This window comes from uncultured Chitinophaga sp., assembly GCF_902168175.1.
Lineage (GTDB): Bacteria > Bacteroidota > Bacteroidia > Chitinophagales > Chitinophagaceae > Chitinophaga.
The window spans coordinates 150,627-169,903 of the sequence record NZ_CABHOU010000025.1; the positions used below are offsets into that span (position 1 = coordinate 150,627).

Here is a 19,277-nt window from a genome sequence, read left to right on the forward strand (position 1 = left end):
AAAAATAAGGCCCGGGAGTTGTTTTTCCAGATTTGAGCGCCGGAAATCAGGCTTGTTTTATTTCAGTAACGAGTTCATGCAATACTTTCTTTGCATCGCCGAACAGCATAGAGGTTTTAGGCTGAAAAAAGAGATCGTTCTCAATACCCGCGTAACCGGGCTTCATACTGCGTTTGTTCACGATCACATGTTTCGCTAACTCCACTTCCAGTATAGGCATTCCATATATCGGGCTGGAGGGATCATTCTTAGCCGCAGGGTTTACCACATCGTTCGCACCGAGAATCAGCACGGCATCTGTGGTGGCGAACTGGCTGTTGGCCTGTTCCATTTCTTCGAGTTTATCATACGGCACATCTGCTTCGGCCAGCAATACGTTCATATGCCCCGGCATACGGCCGGCAACCGGATGAATGGCATATTTAACTTCCACGCCTTTCTCTTCTAACAATGATTCCAGCTCGTGGCATACGTGCTGTGCCTGCGCTACCGCCAGTCCATAACCGGGAACAATGATTACACGATTGGCGTAAGACAGCACTACCGCTGCATCAGCCAGTGATATCTCTTTAAAATGCCCCTGGTCTTTATCGCCAGTGCCTGCCACTGCATTGCTACCACCAAATGAACCTATCAATACGTTTTTCAACGAACGGTTCATCGCTTTACACATCAGTATAGTGAGGATGGTACCCGCAGAACCTACGAGAATACCGCCGGTAAGCATTACAGGGTTATCGTATAAGAAACCGCCACAGGCTGCTGCTACGCCAGTAAAAGAGTTTAAGAGGGATATTACTACCGGCATATCAGCGCCACCGATAGGCATGACGAATAGTACGCCGTATACAAGGGAAAGCAGGAAAACAACATAGAACAACACCGGCAACTCCAGGAAAAACCAGGCACCGGGATCTGCATCAGGAGTAACATTATTGGCCACAACAACCATATAGCCCGAAATGAGTACTACAATGCTCAGCAACGAAAGATTAACGATATGCTGGTTTTTGAAAGACCTGTCCTTTATTTTGCCGTTTAGTTTACCCCAGGCGATAATACTGCCGGCAAAAGAAACGGAACCTATAATAAGGCCGAGCAGGATGATCAGCAGTTTGCCTCTCAGATCAACATCCCCGCTTATTGCGTAAGTTTCCCTGAAACCGGCTGCCCCCATAAGCGACTGAAGCGCCTGACGGGCGCCTGAAAGATGATTAAACTCAATAATCGATATCAGCATCGCACACGCACCACCCATCCCGTTAAACATACTCACCATCTCCGGCATCGCCGTCATCTTCACCTTTTTCGCTGTCATCACTCCCACAATGCCGCCAATAGCGAGACCGGCGAATATCCAGCCGTAATTATGCAGCTTCTGGCCACCCTCTTCATACAGAAATATAGTACCGAATATCGCTATAGCCATACCGCCTGCCGCGATAAGGTTACCCTTACGCGCACTGGCAGGGTGACTTAACATTTTAAGCCCGATGATGAATGTAACAGAGCCGATTAAATAAGCCAGACTGAGCAAACTGATAGACATACCTTACGTATAAATGAGAAAATCTACTTCCGTTCCTTTTTTCCTTTAAACATTTCCAGCATCCTGTCGGTTACCACAAAGCCCCCTACCACGTTTAACGTGCCCAATATCACTGCCAGGAAACCCAGTATCAGCGCCAGATAATTATCACCTTCGGCTTTACCCATTACGATAATAGCGCCGATGATCACTACCCCGTGAATAGCATTAGCGCCGCTCATTAAAGGCGTGTGTAATACAGATGGCACGCGGCCAATTACCTCAATACCCAGGAAAACAGACAGCACTACGATATACACGATCTGTATATGCTGATGTAAGAATGTAAGCATCGTTTCCATATGATCTATTGCTGTTTTACACGTTCGTTCACAATTTCGCCGTTATGCGTAATACAGGCGCCTTTTACAATATCGTCTTCGAAGTTCAGGTGTACACTGCCTTCTTTATCGATGATCAGCTTCAGGAAGTTAAGTACGTTTTTGGCGTACAACTTACTGGCATCCGAAGGCATGGCAGATGGTAACGCGGAATTACCGATTACTGTCACGCCCTTATAAGTAACCGTTTCATCGTTTTTGGTAATAGCGGTGTTACCGCCGGTAGATGCCGCCAGGTCTATGATCACGGCACCGTTCTTCATCTTTCCGAGGGTTTGTTCCGGTATCAGTACAGGTGCCTTTTTACCGGGGATTTGCGCGGTCGTGATCACGATATCGGCCTTAGCAGCACTCTCTTCTATTTTAGCGGCCTGCTTCTGTTTGTATTCTTCTGTTTGTTCTACTGCATAACCACCGGCCTTTGATGCGTCTGCAGCACCATCTACTTCCACGAAGCGGGCACCAAGACTCATCACCTCTTCTTTAACGGCCGGTCTTGTATCGAACACTTCTACCACCGCTCCAAGCCTGCGCGCTGTTGCCACCGCCTGCAAGCCTGCTACGCCGGCCCCTAATATCAATACCTTGGCCGGTGGAATACTACCGGCTGCCGTGGTAAACATCGGAAAATAACGGCTATAACTATACGCGGCCAGCAATACTGCCTTATAACCGGCAATGTTGGCCTGCGAACTAAGCACATCCATACCCTGGGCACGGGTGGTGCGTGGCACTGTATCTAAACTAAAAGTGGTAAACTGTTTTGCCGCCCATTCCTGCATCAGCGGAATATTAAACAGGGGCTGAAATATACCGGCCCAGATCTTACCTGCGCCTGCCTGCTGCCAGGTGTCGGCAGCGGGTGGATGTATACTTAAAAGAATATCGGCCTGCCCGATCAGCACCTCCCGTGCCACTATTTCCGCACCGGCATCTACATAAGCACTGTCGGCGAAAAACGCCCGCGCACCCGCATCCGGCTCTACCAGTACCCGGACTTTCAACTGTAAAAACTGTTTTACTACTTCCGGAACCAGTGACACCCTGTTTTCGCCTGATTGCTCTTTTAGGACACCCAAAATCATCTTATGGAGATTTATAATGTGAATTTAACTGAAAAAGTGATACAAAGACGGGAAGCGGGGTATTATTTTTTAGGTGTAATACTATCAAAAAACTTATTCGCCCAATTCCCTGTAGCACCACTATTGCCGGGAAAAGGCTCATAACACCGTTTTCTAAAAGCCGGTCTATAGCCGGGCCTGGTAATATTACCGCGCCCGGCTTTTTGCATCCTTCGTGCATCCTTTAACGATCCTATATAGATGTCCCGTATATGTCCCGTATATGAGCCGTATATGACCCGTAGATGTTCCGTATCTTTTAAGATATGGGACATATATGACTTAACTATGGCTCAGATATGACTCATATATGGGACATCTATACACGATCCCTATAGGATATAGCTATCAGGTACGGAGGTATTTCGCATGAAAAAAGCACAGGCGGTATACCTGTGCTTCGCTATAAAAAGAAGATGAGACCTGTTTAAACGACCATTTCCGTTTGTCCGGCCATAATTTCGTTACCCCATTTGGTAATGGCGCTTACCCAGCCGGGGTGCGTGTTAAGGCAGGGGATCATGGTAAAGCTTTCGCCGCCGGCCTCCAGGAAGGAGTGTTTGCCTTCCACGCCAATTTCCTCCAGCGTTTCGAGGCAATCGCTCACGAAAGCGGGGCAGGCTACCAGGAGTTTCTTTTTGCCCTGTTTGGGTAGTTCTTCAAACTGCACGGCCGTATAAGGCTGGATCCACTCTTCTCGGCCAAGACGGCTTTGGAAAGAGATGCTCCATTTATCTTTCGGAATACCCAGCTTTTGCGCTACCAGCATAGAAGTGAAAGTAACCTGGTGGCGGTAACACTGCTTATGTGCTTCGCTTACCACATTACAGCAATCGTTCACTTTCAGGCAGTGACTGCCGGTAATATCGCCTTTACGGATATGCCTTACCGGCACACCATGATAGCTGAACAGCAGGTGGTCATAATCCTGCTCTATATACGGGCGCATGCTGTCGGCCAGTGCATTGATATAATCTTCGTCGTCGTAATAAGGTTTGATCACCGTGAGCTTGAAAGGGTATTTCTTTTTCTCATAGATATCCTTGGCATATTCCACTGCGGTTTCGTAGCTCGACATCGCATAGTGCGGATAAAGTGGAAGTAACACGACCTCTTTCAGGTTGGGATTTTCTTTCAACATTTTCCCAAACGCGTACATGGGCGAAGGATGACCGTAACGCATAGCGATTTCTACCGGCGCGTCGATTTGTGCTTTCACGGCTGCCTGTAGTTGTTTGGTCAGTACGATCAGTGGAGAGCCTTCTTCCCACCAGATAGACCGGTATGCTTCGGCTGATTTAGGCGAACGACGGGGCACGATGATACCATCGACCACTATCTTACGCACCAGCCATGGATAGTCGATCACTCTTTTGTCCATTAAAAATTCTGATAGATAACGCCGTACGTCCGGAACTGATGTGGAATCGGGAGATCCCAGGTTCATCAATATGATTCCTGTTTCTGATGTTGAGCTCATGACCTTATACTGACCTTTTAGATTTGATTGCAAAACTACTCTCATTTAACCGCACTTGCACTGAGATATGTCATTTAATTGTTGAATAATCCAGATTCTACACACCGTTTACACCCATTTTTGCAAAGATGATGAAAGTCATTTTTTCGTAAGATCGGCCACCATTGTAGAAATGACACACTAATGACTTCGTGGTGAAGTCTTTTGGGGTGTATGCAAGTATTTTTGCACCCGGAAGCTTAGAAAAAATAAAATGCAGGTCAACTACCCTAGAGACATATCACATTTTCATATTGTTGGACTCAACTATAAGAAAACAGACGCTGCGATCAGAGGATTATTTGCCGTTAACCAGGAACAATATCACAGCGTTCTTGAAGAGGCAAAGTGTGCCCGGTTGAATGACCTGTTCATACTTTCTACCTGTAACAGGACGGAAGTTTACGGTTTTGCAACGGACCCGCAGGATCTGATGGCGCTGCTCTGCACCCAGACTACCGGTTCACTTGAATCATTCAAAGAACTGGCTTATGTGAAATCGGGCGAAGAAGCCATACGGCATCTTTACCAGGTAGGCACGGGCCTGGACTCCCAGATTCTTGGTGACTACGAAATAGTTGGGCAGATAAGGACTGCGGCGAAGTTTGCGAAAGCGAATGGCTGTATCGGCACTTTCTTAGAGAGATTGGTAAACAGTGTGTTGCAGGTTTCAAAATTAATTAAGAACGAAACGGGTCTTAGTTCAGGCACCGTATCTGTTGCATTTGCCGCAGTACGATTACTGGAGCGTAAGATCACGGACATTAAGGATAAGAAGATCGTGTTATTGGGTGTGGGCAAAATAGGCCGTAACACCGCGAAGAACATGATGGATTACCTCGGTACGCGTAACATTATGCTGGTTAACCGCACCATTGCGGCCGCAGAAGAATTTGCCACCACCCACGGCCTGCAGTATGTTCCGTTTGATGGCCTCGGTGGTGCATTAAAAGATGCGGACGTGATACTGGTAGCCACCAATGCCACACAGCCCACGATCGTGAAGTCGCAGTTGGAAAACACTTCTCCCAAACTGGTGATCGATCTTTCCATTCCCTTTAACGTAGCACCGGAAGTAAATGAGCTGTCGCATGTAGAGGTAGTAAACGTGGATGAATTGTCGAAAGTGCAGGACGAAACCCTGCATAACAGGCTGGGTGAAGTACCAAAAGCCATGTCAATTATCGACGAACATATGCAGGAGTTCCTCTACTGGCATAAAATGCGTAAACACGCTGTAGTGTTGAAGGCAGTGAAAGAAAAGTTGCAGGAGATACACACCCGCGAAATACAGCAACAAAAGAACGGCAATGCCTATAAACTGGAAGATGTGGAAGAAGTGTCTTCACGTATCATCCAGAAGATGATCAACCTCATGGCTGGTAAAGTGAGAAAAGAAACTGATAAGAGCGACCAGTATATAGCCATGATCAATGATATTTTTGAGACTGGCGTTAATCAGGATTAAGCTCATGCAAAAAACGATACGGATAGGCACCAGGGAAAGCCAGCTTGCACTATGGCAGGCTAACCGGGTAAAAGACCTGCTCACGGAACAAGGATACGAAACAGTACTGGTGCCCATTAAAAGCGATGGCGATATCGACCTCGTAACCCCTTTGTACGAAATTGGTGTACAGGGTATCTTCACTAAAAGTCTTGACATCGCTTTGCTGGATGGCCGCATCGACATGGCGGTACATTCCCTCAAAGACGTTCCCACCCAACTGCCGAAAGGCATTATGCAGGCAGCCGTACTCGAACGCGGTCCTGTAAAAGATTTACTTGTATATAAAAACGACACTTCCTTCCTGGACAATCCCGAAGGAGTTGCTCATATAGCTACCAGCAGCATCCGCCGCAAAGCGCAGTGGCTGCGCCGCTTTCCCAATCACCAACTGCACAACCTGCGCGGGAATGTAAATACCCGCCTGCAAAAGCTGGCTTCCGAACAATGGAACGGGGCCATATTTGCCGCCGCCGGACTGGAAAGAATAGGCGTACGTCCGCCGGAATCTGTAGAACTTGACTGGATGCTGCCTGCACCCGCACAAGGTGCCGTAGTAGTAGTTTGCCGCGAAAGCGACGATTATTGCCGCGAAGCTACCGCCCCCCTTAACCATTACGCTACCTCCCTCTGCACGCAGATCGAAAGAGATTTCCTTCGTACGCTCATGGGCGGTTGCACCACTCCTATCAGCGCGCTTGCCCAACTGGAAGGTGATACGCTCTGGTTCGAAGGCAGCCTTTGCAGCCTGGACGGTACTGTAACCTACGCAGTGGAACGAACACTTCCCCTTGCTCAAACGGCCACACTGGGCCAGGAAGCCGCGCAGGAAATATTGCAGCAGGGAGGTGGACACATTGTTGCACAGATCAGGAATGCCGGTGTATAAATATCGTATACTCAGTACCAAAAGATTAGATACCGCTCTGCTGCAAACAGCGGCCGAGAGTGGTATACAAATCATTCCCCGCGCTTTTATCAACGTTAGTTACCTGCAAACGAACAAACTCCGCCAACAGATAAACAAGCTGATAACCAGGGAAATAAACGCCGTATTCACCAGCGCCAATGCCGTAAAAGCAGTAGCCGCACTCGCAGATACTTCGCAGGCAAAATGGGAAATGTACTGCCTGCCCGGCGCCACCATCGAAGCGGTAACGGAATTTTTCCCGAACAGCCAGGTGGTAGCCAATGCAGTAAGCAGCGCCGCACTCGCCATGATACTACTGCAAAGGCAGGCTACAGATATCGTCTTTTTCTGTGGAAATATCCGTCGCGACGAACTACCTGCCATGATGCAGCAGCACAACATTCCGCTGGAGGAAGTCACCGTTTACGAAACCACGGAATTAAAAAGCACCATCGTGGGTAAATACGATGGCATCCTGTTTTATAGTCCGAGTGGCATTAAAAGCTACTTCGCCAACAATACTCCCGCGCCAGGCGTAATTTGTTTCGCTATCGGCGAAACCACCGGAGGCGTATTACGGGAACATACACAAAACACTATCGTGGTAAGCAGCGCCGCCACCTCGGCAGCACTGGTTAACACAGCCATACATTATTTTAACAATCAATCGTAAAGAATGAGCGGATTACAGAATGATCTTATGCTGAGGGCCCTGAAGGGTGAAAAAACAGAACGTGTACCGGTATGGATGATGCGCCAGGCTGGCCGTTACCTCCCCGATTACATTAAACTGCGCGAAAAGTATTCGTTCTTCGAACGCTGCCAGAACCCGGAACTGGCTACCGAAATTACTGTAATGCCGGTAGACCAGGTAGGTGTTGACGCTGCGATCATCTTCTCCGACATCCTGGTGGTACCACAGGCCATGGGTATGGAAGTACAGCTGGTGGAGAAACTAGGCCCCCTCCTGCCAGAGCCGATCAAAACGGCCGCCGATGTAAAACGCATTCATGTACCCAATGTGAACGAATCACTGCAGTATGTATTCGACGCACTGGCACTCACTAAAAAGACCCTCGCAGGCCGTGTTCCGCTGATCGGTTTCGCCGGCGCTCCATGGACCTTGCTGTGTTACATGGTGCAGGGTAAAGGATCTAAAACCTTCGATGCTGCTAAAGAGTTCTGTTATACGCAACCGGAAACAGCGCACCAGGTGCTGCAAATGGTTACCGATACCACCATCGCTTACCTGAAAGAACAGGTAAAAGCCGGTGCCGACACTGTTCAGGTGTTCGACAGCTGGGGTGGTTTGTTAAGTCCTGAAGACTTCGAGAACTTCTCCCTGAAATATATCCGCCAGATCGTAGCAGCGTTGAAAGACGTTTGCCCGGTAATCGTATTTGCCAAAGGTGCATGGTTTGCACTGGAAGAAATGGCCGCCACCGGTGCCGCTGGTTTGGGTGTGGATTGGGCGATCAAACCGCAACTGGCCCGCCAGTTTGCAGGTAACAACATCACTTTGCAGGGTAACTTTGACCCGGCAAAACTGCTGGCGCCAATCCCGGAGATCAAAAAGTCGGTGAAAACGATGATCGACAATTTCGGTACCGACCGTTACATTGCTAACCTGGGCCATGGTATATTGCCGCATGTTCCGGTAGATCATGCCCGTGCATTTGTAGACGCAGTTAAAGAATACAGCATTTAATCATGCAGATAAAAGACCAGTTCATATCATTTATACACCGCCTGCAGGATGAAATTTGCGCAGGACTGGAAGCCATTGATGGCAAAGCCACTTTCCGCGAGGATAAGTGGGAACGTGCAGAAGGCGGTGGCGGTAAAACCCGCGTGATCAGCAACGGTCATGTGTTTGAGAAAGGTGGTGTAAACACGTCGGTGGTACATGGTCCGCTGGCCCCGGCCATGATCAAACATTTTGGTATAGAGGAGGATTGTAACTTCCTGGCAGCCGGTATATCGCTGGTTATTCACCCGGTAAACCCTTTTGTACCTACAGTTCACGCTAACTGGCGCTATTTCGAGCTGTACGATAAACAGGGCACCTTCATCGACAGCTGGTTTGGCGGTGGGGCCGATCTTACCCCCTATTACCTGTTTAAAGAAGACGGCAAACATTTCCATACTACCTTTAAGCAGGCCTGCGATCCGTTTGGAGCAGAACTGTACGATAAATACAAAAAGGTATGTGATGAGTACTTCATTAATAAACACCGTGGCGACGAAGCCCGTGGCATAGGTGGTATATTTTACGATTACCTGCGCCCCGATGCAACACGTACGGCAGACGACCTGCTGCAGTTCTCTATCTCCAACGGTGAATCGTTCCTGAAAGCTTATTTACCGATCGTGGAAAAGCGGAAAGATTTACCTTACACGCAACAACACATCGACTGGCAGGAATACCGTCGCGGGCGTTACGTGGAGTTCAACCTCATACACGACCGCGGTACGCTGTTCGGTTTAAAAACCAATGGCCGTATAGAATCCATCCTGATGAGCCTTCCTCCCCGCGCACGCTGGGAGTACGACTACCACCCGGCCCCGGGAAGTCCGGAGGAAGAACTGGCAGCACACCTGAAGCCGCAGGACTGGATAAACATGTAATTTTATAATCTTAAATAAAGGAGTGATGATGATCAGAAGAAACAGGATACTTAGAACATCGCCGGCCATTCGTGCTATGGTGGCAGAAACGATACTGCAGCCACAGCATTTTATTGCACCGCTTTTCGTGATCGAAGGCAGTGGGAAAAAAGAAGAAATATCTTCTATGCCCGGTTATTACAGGTATTCACTCGATCTGCTGAAGCAGGAAGTGAAAGAATTGTGGGACCTTGGAATTAAGAGCGTATTATTATTTATCAAGTGCGAAGACAACCTGAAGGACAATAAAGGCACCGAAGCCCTGAACCCTGACGGCCTGATGCAACGCGCCATTAAAACCGTGAAAGACGCACAGCCTGCCATGGTAGTAATGACCGATGTTGCACTCGATCCGTTCTCCATATACGGCCACGATGGTATTGTGGAAGGCGAAGAGATCGTAAACGATGCTACCGTGGAAGTGTTGCAGGGCATGAGCCTTAGCCATGCACAAGCCGGTGCCGACTTCGTAGCACCCAGCGACATGATGGACGGTCGTATACTGGCTATCAGGCAGGTGCTGGAAGAAAACAACTTTACTAAAACCGGCATCATGGCCTACAGCGCCAAATATGCCTCCTGCTTTTACGGCCCCTTCCGCGATGCACTGGACTCTGCTCCCGGCTTCGGCGATAAGAAAACGTACCAGATGGACTTTGCCAATTCCCGTGAAGCGATCAAAGAAACCATTATGGACGTGGAAGAAGGTGCAGATATCGTGATGGTAAAACCAGCGATGGCTTACCTCGATATCATCCGTATTATTAAGGACAGTGTAACCGTACCCGTAAGTGCTTATCATGTTAGCGGTGAATACGCCATGATCAAAGCAGCTGCTAAAATGGGCTGGCTCAACGAAGAAAAAGCTGTAATTGAGAGCCTTTCCAGCATCAGACGCGCGGGTGCAGATCTTATCGCTACTTACTTTGCGAAAGACGCTGCGAAACTGATCGGTTAATTATCCATTAGAAAAACTAAGCCTGTTATGTTCGACCAGAGCAAATCATTATTCGAAAAAGCGCAAACCGTAATGCCCGGCGGAGTTAACTCTCCCGTACGCGCATTCAGAAGCGTAGGCGGCACGCCTGTGTTTATGAAATCGGCCAAGGGCGCTTATATGTACGATGTAGACGGTAACAAGTACATCGATTACATCAACTCCTGGGGCCCCATGATCTTAGGTCACGCCTACGAACCCGTGGTAAAAGCCATCCAGGAATACGCCACCTACTCAACTTCCTTTGGTGCCCCTACCGAACTGGAAATTAAAGTAGCGGAACTGATCATCAGCATGGTGCCTAATATCGATATGGTGCGTATGGTGAATTCCGGCACAGAAGCCTGCATGACAGCCCTGAGGCTGGCGCGCGGTTATACCGGCAGGAACAAGTTCATCAAATTCGAAGGTAACTATCATGGTCATGCCGACCCGTTCCTCGTGAGCGCAGGTAGCGGTGTGGCTACTTTAGGTATCCAGTCGGTGCCCGGCGTAACTGCCGTGGTGGCCAACGATACGCTTACAGCACCTTACAACAACCTGCCTGCTGTTCAACAGCTCATCGCCGATAATCCGGACGAAATAGCAGCGATTATCATAGAACCTGTTGCCGGCAACATGGGCTGCATCCTACCCCAGCCGGGCTTCCTGGAAGGACTGCGTGCATTGTGCGATGAACACGGCATATTGCTGATCCTTGACGAAGTAATGACTGGTTTCCGGTTAGCGAAGGGCGGTGCGCAGGAACTCCTGAACATCAAAGCCGATATCGTAACCTTTGGTAAAATCATTGGCGGCGGTATGCCAGTAGGCGCTTTCGCCGGTCGCAGGGAAATTATGGAACACATCGCACCCGCCGGAAAGGTTTACCAGGCAGGTACTTTAAGTGGCAACCCCATCGCGATGATCGCTGGTTATACTTTACTGAACACACTGAAAGAAAATCCGCAGATCTACACCCAGTTGGAAGAAAAAACTACGCTGCTGGCAAATGGATTGCGAGAGGCATTTGGTGCGGCAGGTGTAGTGTACCAGATTAACCAGATCGGTTCTATGATCAGCGTACACTTTGCGGAGTACCCGATTATCGATTTTACAGCGGCTTCCGGTGCTAACAACGAATTGTTCAAACGTTTCTTCCATGCCATGCTGGAGCGCGGTGTATACTTACCACCATCTGCTTTTGAAACCTGGTTCGTGAGCAACGCGATCACCAAAGAAGATATCGAATTCACTGTAAATGCCGCTAAATCGGCGATGCAGGCGATTAAATAGTTAACGAACAGGAACTATATTCCGGTCCTGAGCTGCCTCGTTTTTACGGGGCAGCTTTTTTATGTAGGCAGCGGTGGGAATATTATTGGGCAGCCGTTGCGTCGCACACTTCAGCGGCATCGGGTTATTCTTCAGGGGTATCGTCGTCCAACAATATTTCGCCGCTTAACACACGTCGTATATCGTTTCTTAAACCTTCAAACTGTTCGGTAGCGCCCAAACGTAAAAGGGCGTCGCGTAGGGCAGGCGTCCATTCATCCTGCTCCCATATACTGAGCGTGCGTACGGCCATACTGCGGTTACGCAGGTTATCGCTCTGCAAGGCAGCTAACAACAACACCTCGCCCTTACCGGGATGTTTGTCCAGTGCACCTACCAGGAACTCTAACGACAGGCCGGCGTGAATGGTATCGCCCTCGTTCTCCTGTGGTTGTAAGGGCAGGTTATCCATTGCATAACGGATCGCATCATCTATATGAATGCCACCGCCATGATCTAATATATCGTACCAGTAATTACTATTGGAAGGTTCCAGTTGCAGCCGGTGCCATAAAACATCCTCTACGTTAATGTGCAGAATTTTAGCCGCTTCCTTCGCCTGCCAGTACACTACCGGGTCTTCACTTTGCAAAGCCAGTACAGCCCTGTTATGCCAGCCGGGCTGCTGTATAATACCCATAATATCTATCAGGATATTCGAGCGCAGGTCCTGCGTCCACCCATTTTCACGAAGCGTTTTCCAGTCGCGCGTTTCGAGGGAAATATAACTGCCTATTTCGTGCAGGATGTAGAAGTCGTGAACATTATCGGCCATCGTACGGGCATGGCGTACATAATGTTCAATAGCTGCGGCGGCATGTACATAATCATCTATATCCTCCGCCGGCCCGCCCATGATCATGGCTTCCAGTAAATCACCGGCAGCCACGAACAGTTGTTTATCGATTACGCGCGATTCGAGACGGTCGTGCAACTCGCCGTTCATGGCGCAGGTGTAAGCCAGGTATTCGAACATAATACTGTTCTTGTACCCCTCTCTTACCAGCCAGTCTTTGATCATTTCGTCCTGCACCAGCCCTGCCAGGCGGTCGACCACCTGTATCCGCCCCCAGCCTTCTACATGGCGGGCCAGGTTCCAGAGGTCTGTTTCCGGGTCGGGCGAAAGGTAAATAATAGCAATGGTACTGTAGATGGTGAATTCGTCGTGCAGCCCCAGCATACGTAACATGGGCAGTACTTCCTCCTTGCGGCAAAGGCCCAGTAAGGCCATACCGAACTTAACACCGTTGCGGTGCGCACATTCGAACGTAAGCAGTTTTGCGTACGGGTACAGGTAAGGTTCTATCTCGAAGTTCTGGTCCACGATCCTTTCCAGGGTCGGATCTATATATCCCATCAGGTCGCCGTTGGCTACCAGGAAGTCGAATAATTGGTTACCCGCTGCAACATCACCGCGCGCAGCTACTTTAGCAAGTAGCTTTATGATGGTGATCACTTTTTCTTCTATTACATCTTCGTCCTCATCTTCTACTGCAGCCAGTGCATCTTTTAAACCGGCGGTATATCTGAAATCGGTACCAGCAGGCAATGCCTCCTCGTCGGGTAATACGAGCGCTTTCTCATCCAGCTTGCCGGAGAGATCGATGTGATCACTAATAAACTGGAAAAGGGAGTTGGCCGTAACCCAGGAATATTTGGGGCTGGGATCGGTGCCAAGTATGCTTTTAATCCAGTGTAACATTTAAGAAAGCCGTTTTTATGAATGGCATAATACCAATGAAAATTTACATTTGATCTATACCCCAAAGTAGGTCTGGTACTGCAATAGATACCGGTCGTAATCCGGCGAACAAGATACCGGACTTTCGCCAATAACGTAAATGCTAGAACGAATATATGTTTATGTTATTTCTTCCTGCCGGTTGTAACCCAATGATACCCCTTATCCTCATTATAGGAAAGTACCATGCTGCTTGCCTTGTTTTCGATGTGGATGTCACCGAACACTTTCCTGTTACGCCAGGCAAAATATACTGCTCCTAATGTTGGCACTTCGTCCTGCGTATAGTCGAGATGTATTGCGCGGGGACTTCCAACTTTAAAACCACGGAAACGGCCTGCATAATATTCGGCCCTGTCCAGCACCTGGTTTCCCTGTTTATCAAATTTATAATAAAACTCCCCACCATACATCGCAATGTCGGCAGATTGTACCGAGGGCATTAACCAAAGGCTGATCGTGCTATCCTGGTTGCTGCGTATAAATTTATTGAACCTCACCTGTGAATGCCCCAATACCTGCGCCGCGTTGGCGTAGGCATTATCAATAGCCCGCGAGTAACTGTTGATCATTGATGTATCATGCTCACACACCTGGTCTATCCACGCGGTGTCAATTATTTTATAATGCGCTACTATGTCGTACTTATTAGCCGCGAACTTACCAAATACAGCTCTCCATTGGCCGTCGCCGGCCAGGTAACAGAACCAGTGCCTGCCTGTCCGTAAACGGTCTTCATAAGGCATAGTCATGGCAATATTAGAAATAAAGGTCGCTACACTGTCGTAGGTGCATAACCACTCTACGGTACTCAACTTTTCCTCAAAAGGCAGCCTTTCAGGTGTTTTTACATGTGGCCCCTGGGCATGCAACAGCTGCACAACCAGCAATGCGGCGATGGTAAATGCGGTTTTCATAGGTGCGGCCTCCCGGCCGTATTCGGTATATCAGTAAATAAGGATAAGCTGAAACGGGTATAAATATATAAATAATATTTAATCTAACCAGCAGATAAGTCCCCTTTCCACTGCTTTTTTATGCACATAAAGGCCCGTAACGTGGATGCTTGTCTACAATTTCCCGCAATAAAATACAGGATATGAAGGGTTTAAGGGCTTGGCATAATCTTTTCACCTCTATTGTGAAAAAAATGGAAAACCATGAAAACTCTTAAATTGAAGACACTCACCGGGATGGCATTAATCGGATCATTTGTAATGATCAATGCATGTAATTCCGGCACCACCAACAACAACTCGGACAGCGCAAACACCGAAATTCCTGATTCTGCGATCACTAAAGACGAGGCGATCGACATGAACAAGGATAAATTTGCTTCTGATTCGCTGGAAGATGATTCTAAACGCGTGGTAAAAGCTTATAACGACGGACTGTATGAAGTAAAAGTATCTGAAGCCGCTAAAGCAAAAGGTACCGATCCGGAAGTGAAAAAAATTGCGGCCATGATGGTTACAGCACACACCAAACTGAATGGTCAGCTGAAAACCCTCGCCGGTAAAAAATCTTTCACTTTGCCAGAGAGCATTGAACAGGGCGACCAGAACGATATCGATAAATTAGCTGAAAAATCAGGTCTTGATTTCGATAAAGCTTATGTAGACGACCTGGTGGATGAGCACGAAGATGCGATCAAGAATTTCGAGAAATGGGCGGATAAAGCAGAAGATCCTGATGTAAAGAAAGCGTTTGTTGATGCATTGCCAGAACTGCGTACGCACCTGGACCATGCTAAAGCGCTGAAAGACAAACTGGACGCTAAGAAGTAATTAATTAACGCTGGTAGCAGAGACCAGCTGGAGTCTTCCAAGACTTTAAGCTAACGCTGTTTCTATTAAAAGAACAGTTTAAGGGGTTGCTTTACTAAAGCGACCCCTTTTTATATTTTTAACAGCCTACTGAGTAGTTAACCCCCATCAGCTTAAGCAACTTCCCTGCCTCTGCAGGTTTAGACAAGTACAGGGTAGGCGCCATTACATTATAGTGATAAGACGTCTCCAGGATAAAATCCATCAGCCCATCGCCATCTATATCCCCTGCAAATAAAACGTTCATCAATTGATCATCCATATGCATGCTGGCGGCGAGCAGCTGGGTTGTAGTATTACCGTTGATGGTGGCGTTGAGATATAACTTGTAATTGAGGTAACTCAAAGTAGCGCCTTCCCCTGAGCTATCGGCTGTAGCGTAAATCGTATAAGTATTGCCTTTAAGTTCAAACTTACGGCTGGTGCCGGGTGCTACTCCATAATCCTCTGCTTTTCCAACATGCACAGCACTTACCGGCCCACCGGATATAAATTCATTTTTAGTGATGAAAAGGAACGCAGAGTCCGGGTTATCGCTGCTTATCTGTATCCCGGTCTTTTCCCCGTTTTCGTCCAGCACAACATCTTCCACCCTGGTAGTTTTTAGGTGTGCCGGGGCTGTGTAATATCCGGTTTCTCCAATGAAGAGGCCTATCCACTGCAGAGAAGTTGTGTTAGCGGGCACCTCATCACCATGGTAAGCACTTTGGCTGATTAGCTTTAGCGGCAACGTAGGGTCTTCGTATATGGGAATTTGCAGCGAGTCTGTTACAGGTTCTGCGGCGGCTTCAGCCAGCATGGGCGTATCAGCCGCAGCGGTTGCAATGACCGAATCACCATCAGCGGCTTTAGGCTTATTGTTACAGGCTAATAGCGCGTTGGCCGCGATCAGTAAAATGAGGAGATGAGCTTTCATATGCAAACAAAAACTGCCGGAACACCGGCAGCTGATTAATATTTTATCGTAAAGTGTTGCTTTATCTTAAAGTCTTTCCTGAAAAACACCAGGCCGATGAAGAACAGGTCGATGGTAAGCGTAACGCGTTCGTCGTCCTGTATTTCCTTCCAGGCTTCTTCCATACCGGGCGTCCAGTGGATATCATCGAATATGAATATGGAATGGTCCTGTACTTTGGCTGCACACTGATGGAAGTAGTCGAGGGTAGGCTCTTTGCGGTGGTTACCGTCGATGTATACAAAGTCGGGGGCCTGCATTTGCTCCAGCACCTTTGGTAACACCTCATCAAAATTGCCTGTGAACTGCTGCACATTCTGCAGGCCCAGCAAGGCGAAGTTGGTTCTGGCCAGTTCCGTAATATTCGGACAGCCTTCGATCGTATACACCTTTGCATCAGGTTTGGCAGAGGCCATATACGCGGTGCTCATGCCCAGCGAAGTACCCAGTTCCAATACGCTCCCAGGCTGAAAATACTGCACCAGCCTGTAAAAGAGCTGACCGAACTTCTCCGGTTTAGCGGCATGGCGGGCAATATCGCTTACTTTACGCTGCGTGCCCGCGCCCGTAAGCGAACCGGCACCCAGATCGGTTACATTTACCACGGCCTTACTTTGCAGCAGCTGGCCGCGCAGGTTTTCCATAGGCCTGTACGCCGGGCGGTCGGCCTTTTTATTCAAAACATCCTCAATCAACGAAAACACGAAGGGCGAATGCACATCGTGCCTGTTGCCGGCTTTGAAGTAATACTTCAGGTATTTCTTCGCCAGGTCTATCTGGTGTTGTATACTCACTGACTGTTTTTTAGTAAATCTTCACTTTCGCCAGCTTCCACATGTGCAGGCGGTGCTGCAATGATACCTTCAGTACGCCCAGTCCGTAAATAGCGCTGCGCTTGAAGTTAATGCTGGAAGCTTCGTCAAAGTACTTGGTAGGGCAGGTTACTTCAGCAATATCGTACCCTTTCATGAATATCTGCGATACCATTTCATTGTCGAATACGAAATCGTCGCTATCCGCCATGTAGTTGATATTCCGCAACACCTCGGCCGAAAAGGCGCGGTACCCGGTATGATATTCACTTAATTTCTGACCGATCAGTACATTTTGAGTAAAAGTCAGGAAGCGGTTAAAAAAGTATTTATAGAGCGGCATGCCTCCTTTAAGGGCACCTTTGCCCAAAATCCGTGAACCAAAGACCACGGGATAAACGTCGTTTGCGATAATGCTGGTCATAGCAATAATCAACTTGGGCGTATACTGGTAGTCGGGGTGCAGCATAATTACAATATCCCCGCCCAATTCCAGCGCTTTATTGTAGCAGGATTTCTGGTTACCACCATATCCCTTATTATTATCATGGCGGATGATGTGTTTGATTCCCAGCCGGCGACCTACGTCTACAGTATCGTCCTTACTGGCATCATCTACCAGCACGACTTCGTCAACAATCTCGAAAGGAATTTCACGATAGGTTTTTTCAAGGGTAAGGGCAGCATTGTAGGCAGGCAGTACTACGACTACCTTTTTGTTGTTGAGCATGCAGTGTTTTTTAATTTCGGCAACAAAAATAAGAAAAGGGGCCAAAGGACGAAGTAAAATATCCCCGCCCCCTTAAAACTTAATGATCCTCGCCCCCCTCACCGGCCGTCACAACGGAAAGCAGCTCAAAAGCCCCCTCCGTCACAATGCTGTCTTTTTCAGGATTTATACCCTCAGGCAGCTCAATTCCAGCCCATCCGTCCGTACGGGCCAGCAGGGTTACAGGCAGTAATTCGTAGGTAAACCTGTCCTTTTCGGCCCCTCTCTGCACGAAAACATAGTTTTTACCCTCCATGCTTACTACCGCCTTTTCCGGCAGGGTCCACTGGTCGGCAGGACTAATCTCCACAAAAGCCTTAATAAACATCCCTGGCAGCAGTTGTTCATCTTCCTGGTCGAGGTGACAATGCACCCTTACCGTTCTTTCCTTATCGATGATCTTACCGATGAGGTACACTTTGGCGGTACGCTCCTTCTGCTCGTTCGCCAACTGCACACGTACAGTTTGCCCCAGCTTCAGCGAATGCACATCCTTCTCAAATACCGTTAATTCCGCATGCAGATGTTCTGCATCCACGATTTTAAACAGCATATCGGTGGGGGTTACGTATTTACCTACGTTTACGTTTATTTCAGATACATACCCTGCAATGGGGCTGTAAATATTGATCGTGCTGGTTATCCCTTTTGTCCGGATAGCCGCCGGTGTAATACCGATCATCGCCAGTTTCTTTTCCAGCCCTTCCGTCCGCGCCCTTGCCCCGAGATACTGGGCTTTGGCCTGCTGCAACACCTTTGCCGCATTCACCTCCTGCTCGGCCAGTTTCTGCTGGCGATCGTATTCGGTTTGCAGGTAGTCGAGCTGACTGGCGTTCTCCAGGTAGTCCTGCTGTAACTGCACATAGTCCGGATTTTCCAGTACGGCCAGCAATTCGCCCTTCCTTACTTTCATCCCTTCCAGCAGCTCCGTACGACGCAAAAACCCGCCCATAGGGGCCGAAATGCTCACCAGGTTTTGCGGAGGCACGTCCAGCACGCCATTTACCTTTAACAGGTGACTAATGGCGCGTTGCTGCGGCAACGCGCTTTGAAGGCCGATGGTTTTACGCTGTACGTCGGTGATCACCGCCAGGTTTTGCTGCTTCTTTTCTGCTTCGTGTGCAGCCTCTTGTTGCTCCGTTGATTTGCCGGCGCATCCCATAAGGGCTACCGCAAAAATCATATTTGATAACGCTTTACGCATGTT

Annotated in this window: 18 protein-coding genes; 8 read left to right on the forward strand and 10 right to left on the reverse strand. The window is 48.5% G+C overall.

What is annotated here, in order from left to right; genetic code table 11:
• Window positions 1-46: 46 nt before the first annotated feature.
• The 4 genes from QZT80_RS04025 to hemH form a co-directional block, all read right to left on the reverse strand.
• Window positions 47-1,549 carry an NAD(P)(+) transhydrogenase (Re/Si-specific) subunit beta gene (locus tag QZT80_RS04025; RefSeq protein ID WP_295118017.1) on the reverse strand — a complete coding sequence of 501 codons (1,503 nt, stop codon included), beginning with the start codon at window positions 1,547-1,549 and terminating at the stop codon, window positions 47-49.
• Window positions 1,550-1,572: 23 nt separating this feature from the next.
• The gene (locus tag QZT80_RS04030; RefSeq protein WP_295118020.1) at window positions 1,573-1,890 is read right to left on the reverse strand and encodes an NAD(P) transhydrogenase subunit alpha; all 318 of its coding nucleotides are present in this window, start codon (window positions 1,888-1,890) and stop codon (window positions 1,573-1,575) included.
• Window positions 1,891-1,895: 5 nt separating this feature from the next.
• Window positions 1,896-3,014, reverse strand: coding sequence for a Re/Si-specific NAD(P)(+) transhydrogenase subunit alpha (locus QZT80_RS04035; protein WP_295118023.1), 1,119 nt, complete (start codon window positions 3,012-3,014; stop codon window positions 1,896-1,898).
• Window positions 3,015-3,480: 466 nt separating this feature from the next.
• The gene (hemH, locus tag QZT80_RS04040; protein ID WP_295118026.1) at window positions 3,481-4,533 is read right to left on the reverse strand and encodes a ferrochelatase; all 1,053 of its coding nucleotides are present in this window, start codon (window positions 4,531-4,533) and stop codon (window positions 3,481-3,483) included.
• A 253-nt stretch (window positions 4,534-4,786) separates the two neighbouring features.
• Here hemH and hemA point away from each other — a divergent pair, with 253 nt between their 5' ends.
• Genes hemA through hemL form a run of 7 tightly spaced genes read left to right on the forward strand, consistent with a single transcriptional unit; the run spans window position 4,787 to window position 11,928 of the window.
• Window positions 4,787-6,040: a glutamyl-tRNA reductase gene (gene hemA, locus QZT80_RS04045; RefSeq protein WP_295118029.1), complete on the forward strand. Its 1,254-nt coding sequence runs from the start codon at window positions 4,787-4,789 to the stop codon at window positions 6,038-6,040.
• A 4-nt stretch (window positions 6,041-6,044) separates the two neighbouring features.
• Window positions 6,045-6,968 (forward strand): hydroxymethylbilane synthase, encoded by a 924-nt coding sequence (gene hemC, locus QZT80_RS04050; RefSeq protein WP_295118032.1) that lies wholly within the window; start codon window positions 6,045-6,047, stop codon window positions 6,966-6,968.
• Complete coding sequence (locus QZT80_RS04055; protein ID WP_295118035.1) at window positions 6,955-7,662, forward strand: uroporphyrinogen-III synthase; 708 nt, start codon at window positions 6,955-6,957, stop codon at window positions 7,660-7,662. Before hemC ends, QZT80_RS04055 begins: the two co-directional genes overlap by 14 nt.
• Window positions 7,663-7,665: 3 nt before the next feature.
• The gene (hemE, locus tag QZT80_RS04060; RefSeq protein ID WP_295118038.1) at window positions 7,666-8,697 is read left to right on the forward strand and encodes a uroporphyrinogen decarboxylase; all 1,032 of its coding nucleotides are present in this window, start codon (window positions 7,666-7,668) and stop codon (window positions 8,695-8,697) included.
• A 2-nt stretch (window positions 8,698-8,699) separates the two neighbouring features.
• A complete protein-coding gene (gene hemF, locus QZT80_RS04065; RefSeq protein WP_295118041.1) occupies window positions 8,700-9,617 on the forward strand; it encodes an oxygen-dependent coproporphyrinogen oxidase in 918 nt (305 codons plus the stop codon).
• Window positions 9,618-9,639: 22 nt separating this feature from the next.
• The gene (gene hemB / locus QZT80_RS04070; protein WP_367112849.1) at window positions 9,640-10,614 is read left to right on the forward strand and encodes a porphobilinogen synthase; all 975 of its coding nucleotides are present in this window, start codon (window positions 9,640-9,642) and stop codon (window positions 10,612-10,614) included.
• A 27-nt stretch (window positions 10,615-10,641) separates the two neighbouring features.
• The gene (hemL, locus tag QZT80_RS04075) at window positions 10,642-11,928 is read left to right on the forward strand and encodes a glutamate-1-semialdehyde 2,1-aminomutase (protein WP_295118045.1); all 1,287 of its coding nucleotides are present in this window, start codon (window positions 10,642-10,644) and stop codon (window positions 11,926-11,928) included.
• Window positions 11,929-12,052: 124 nt separating this feature from the next.
• Here the strand turns inward: hemL and QZT80_RS04080 are convergent, their stop codons facing one another.
• The gene (locus tag QZT80_RS04080) at window positions 12,053-13,669 is read right to left on the reverse strand and encodes a hypothetical protein (protein ID WP_295118048.1); all 1,617 of its coding nucleotides are present in this window, start codon (window positions 13,667-13,669) and stop codon (window positions 12,053-12,055) included.
• A gap of 164 nt (window positions 13,670-13,833) precedes the next feature.
• Window positions 13,834-14,625, reverse strand: a complete 792-nt coding sequence (locus tag QZT80_RS04085; RefSeq protein ID WP_295118050.1) for a hypothetical protein — start codon at window positions 14,623-14,625, stop codon at window positions 13,834-13,836.
• 243 nt (window positions 14,626-14,868) lie between these two features.
• Here QZT80_RS04085 and QZT80_RS04090 point away from each other — a divergent pair, with 243 nt between their 5' ends.
• On the forward strand, window positions 14,869-15,495 hold the full coding sequence (locus tag QZT80_RS04090; protein WP_295118053.1) for a DUF4142 domain-containing protein: 627 nt from the start codon (window positions 14,869-14,871) through the stop codon (window positions 15,493-15,495).
• A gap of 118 nt (window positions 15,496-15,613) precedes the next feature.
• On the opposite strand, the gene QZT80_RS04095 is transcribed toward QZT80_RS04090, so the two are convergent.
• The 4 genes from QZT80_RS04095 to QZT80_RS04110 form a co-directional block, all read right to left on the reverse strand.
• Window positions 15,614-16,450 carry a hypothetical protein gene (locus tag QZT80_RS04095; protein ID WP_295118056.1) on the reverse strand — a complete coding sequence of 279 codons (837 nt, stop codon included), beginning with the start codon at window positions 16,448-16,450 and terminating at the stop codon, window positions 15,614-15,616.
• Between the two features lie 35 nt (window positions 16,451-16,485).
• Window positions 16,486-17,283: an O-methyltransferase gene (locus QZT80_RS04100; RefSeq protein WP_295118059.1), complete on the reverse strand. Its 798-nt coding sequence runs from the start codon at window positions 17,281-17,283 to the stop codon at window positions 16,486-16,488.
• A 10-nt stretch (window positions 17,284-17,293) separates the two neighbouring features.
• Window positions 17,294-18,031 carry a glycosyltransferase family 2 protein gene (locus QZT80_RS04105; RefSeq protein WP_295118062.1) on the reverse strand — a complete coding sequence of 246 codons (738 nt, stop codon included), beginning with the start codon at window positions 18,029-18,031 and terminating at the stop codon, window positions 17,294-17,296.
• A 79-nt stretch (window positions 18,032-18,110) separates the two neighbouring features.
• Window positions 18,111-19,274 carry an efflux RND transporter periplasmic adaptor subunit gene (locus tag QZT80_RS04110; RefSeq protein WP_295118065.1) on the reverse strand — a complete coding sequence of 388 codons (1,164 nt, stop codon included), beginning with the start codon at window positions 19,272-19,274 and terminating at the stop codon, window positions 18,111-18,113.
• Between the last annotated feature and the right edge of the window lie 3 nt (window positions 19,275-19,277).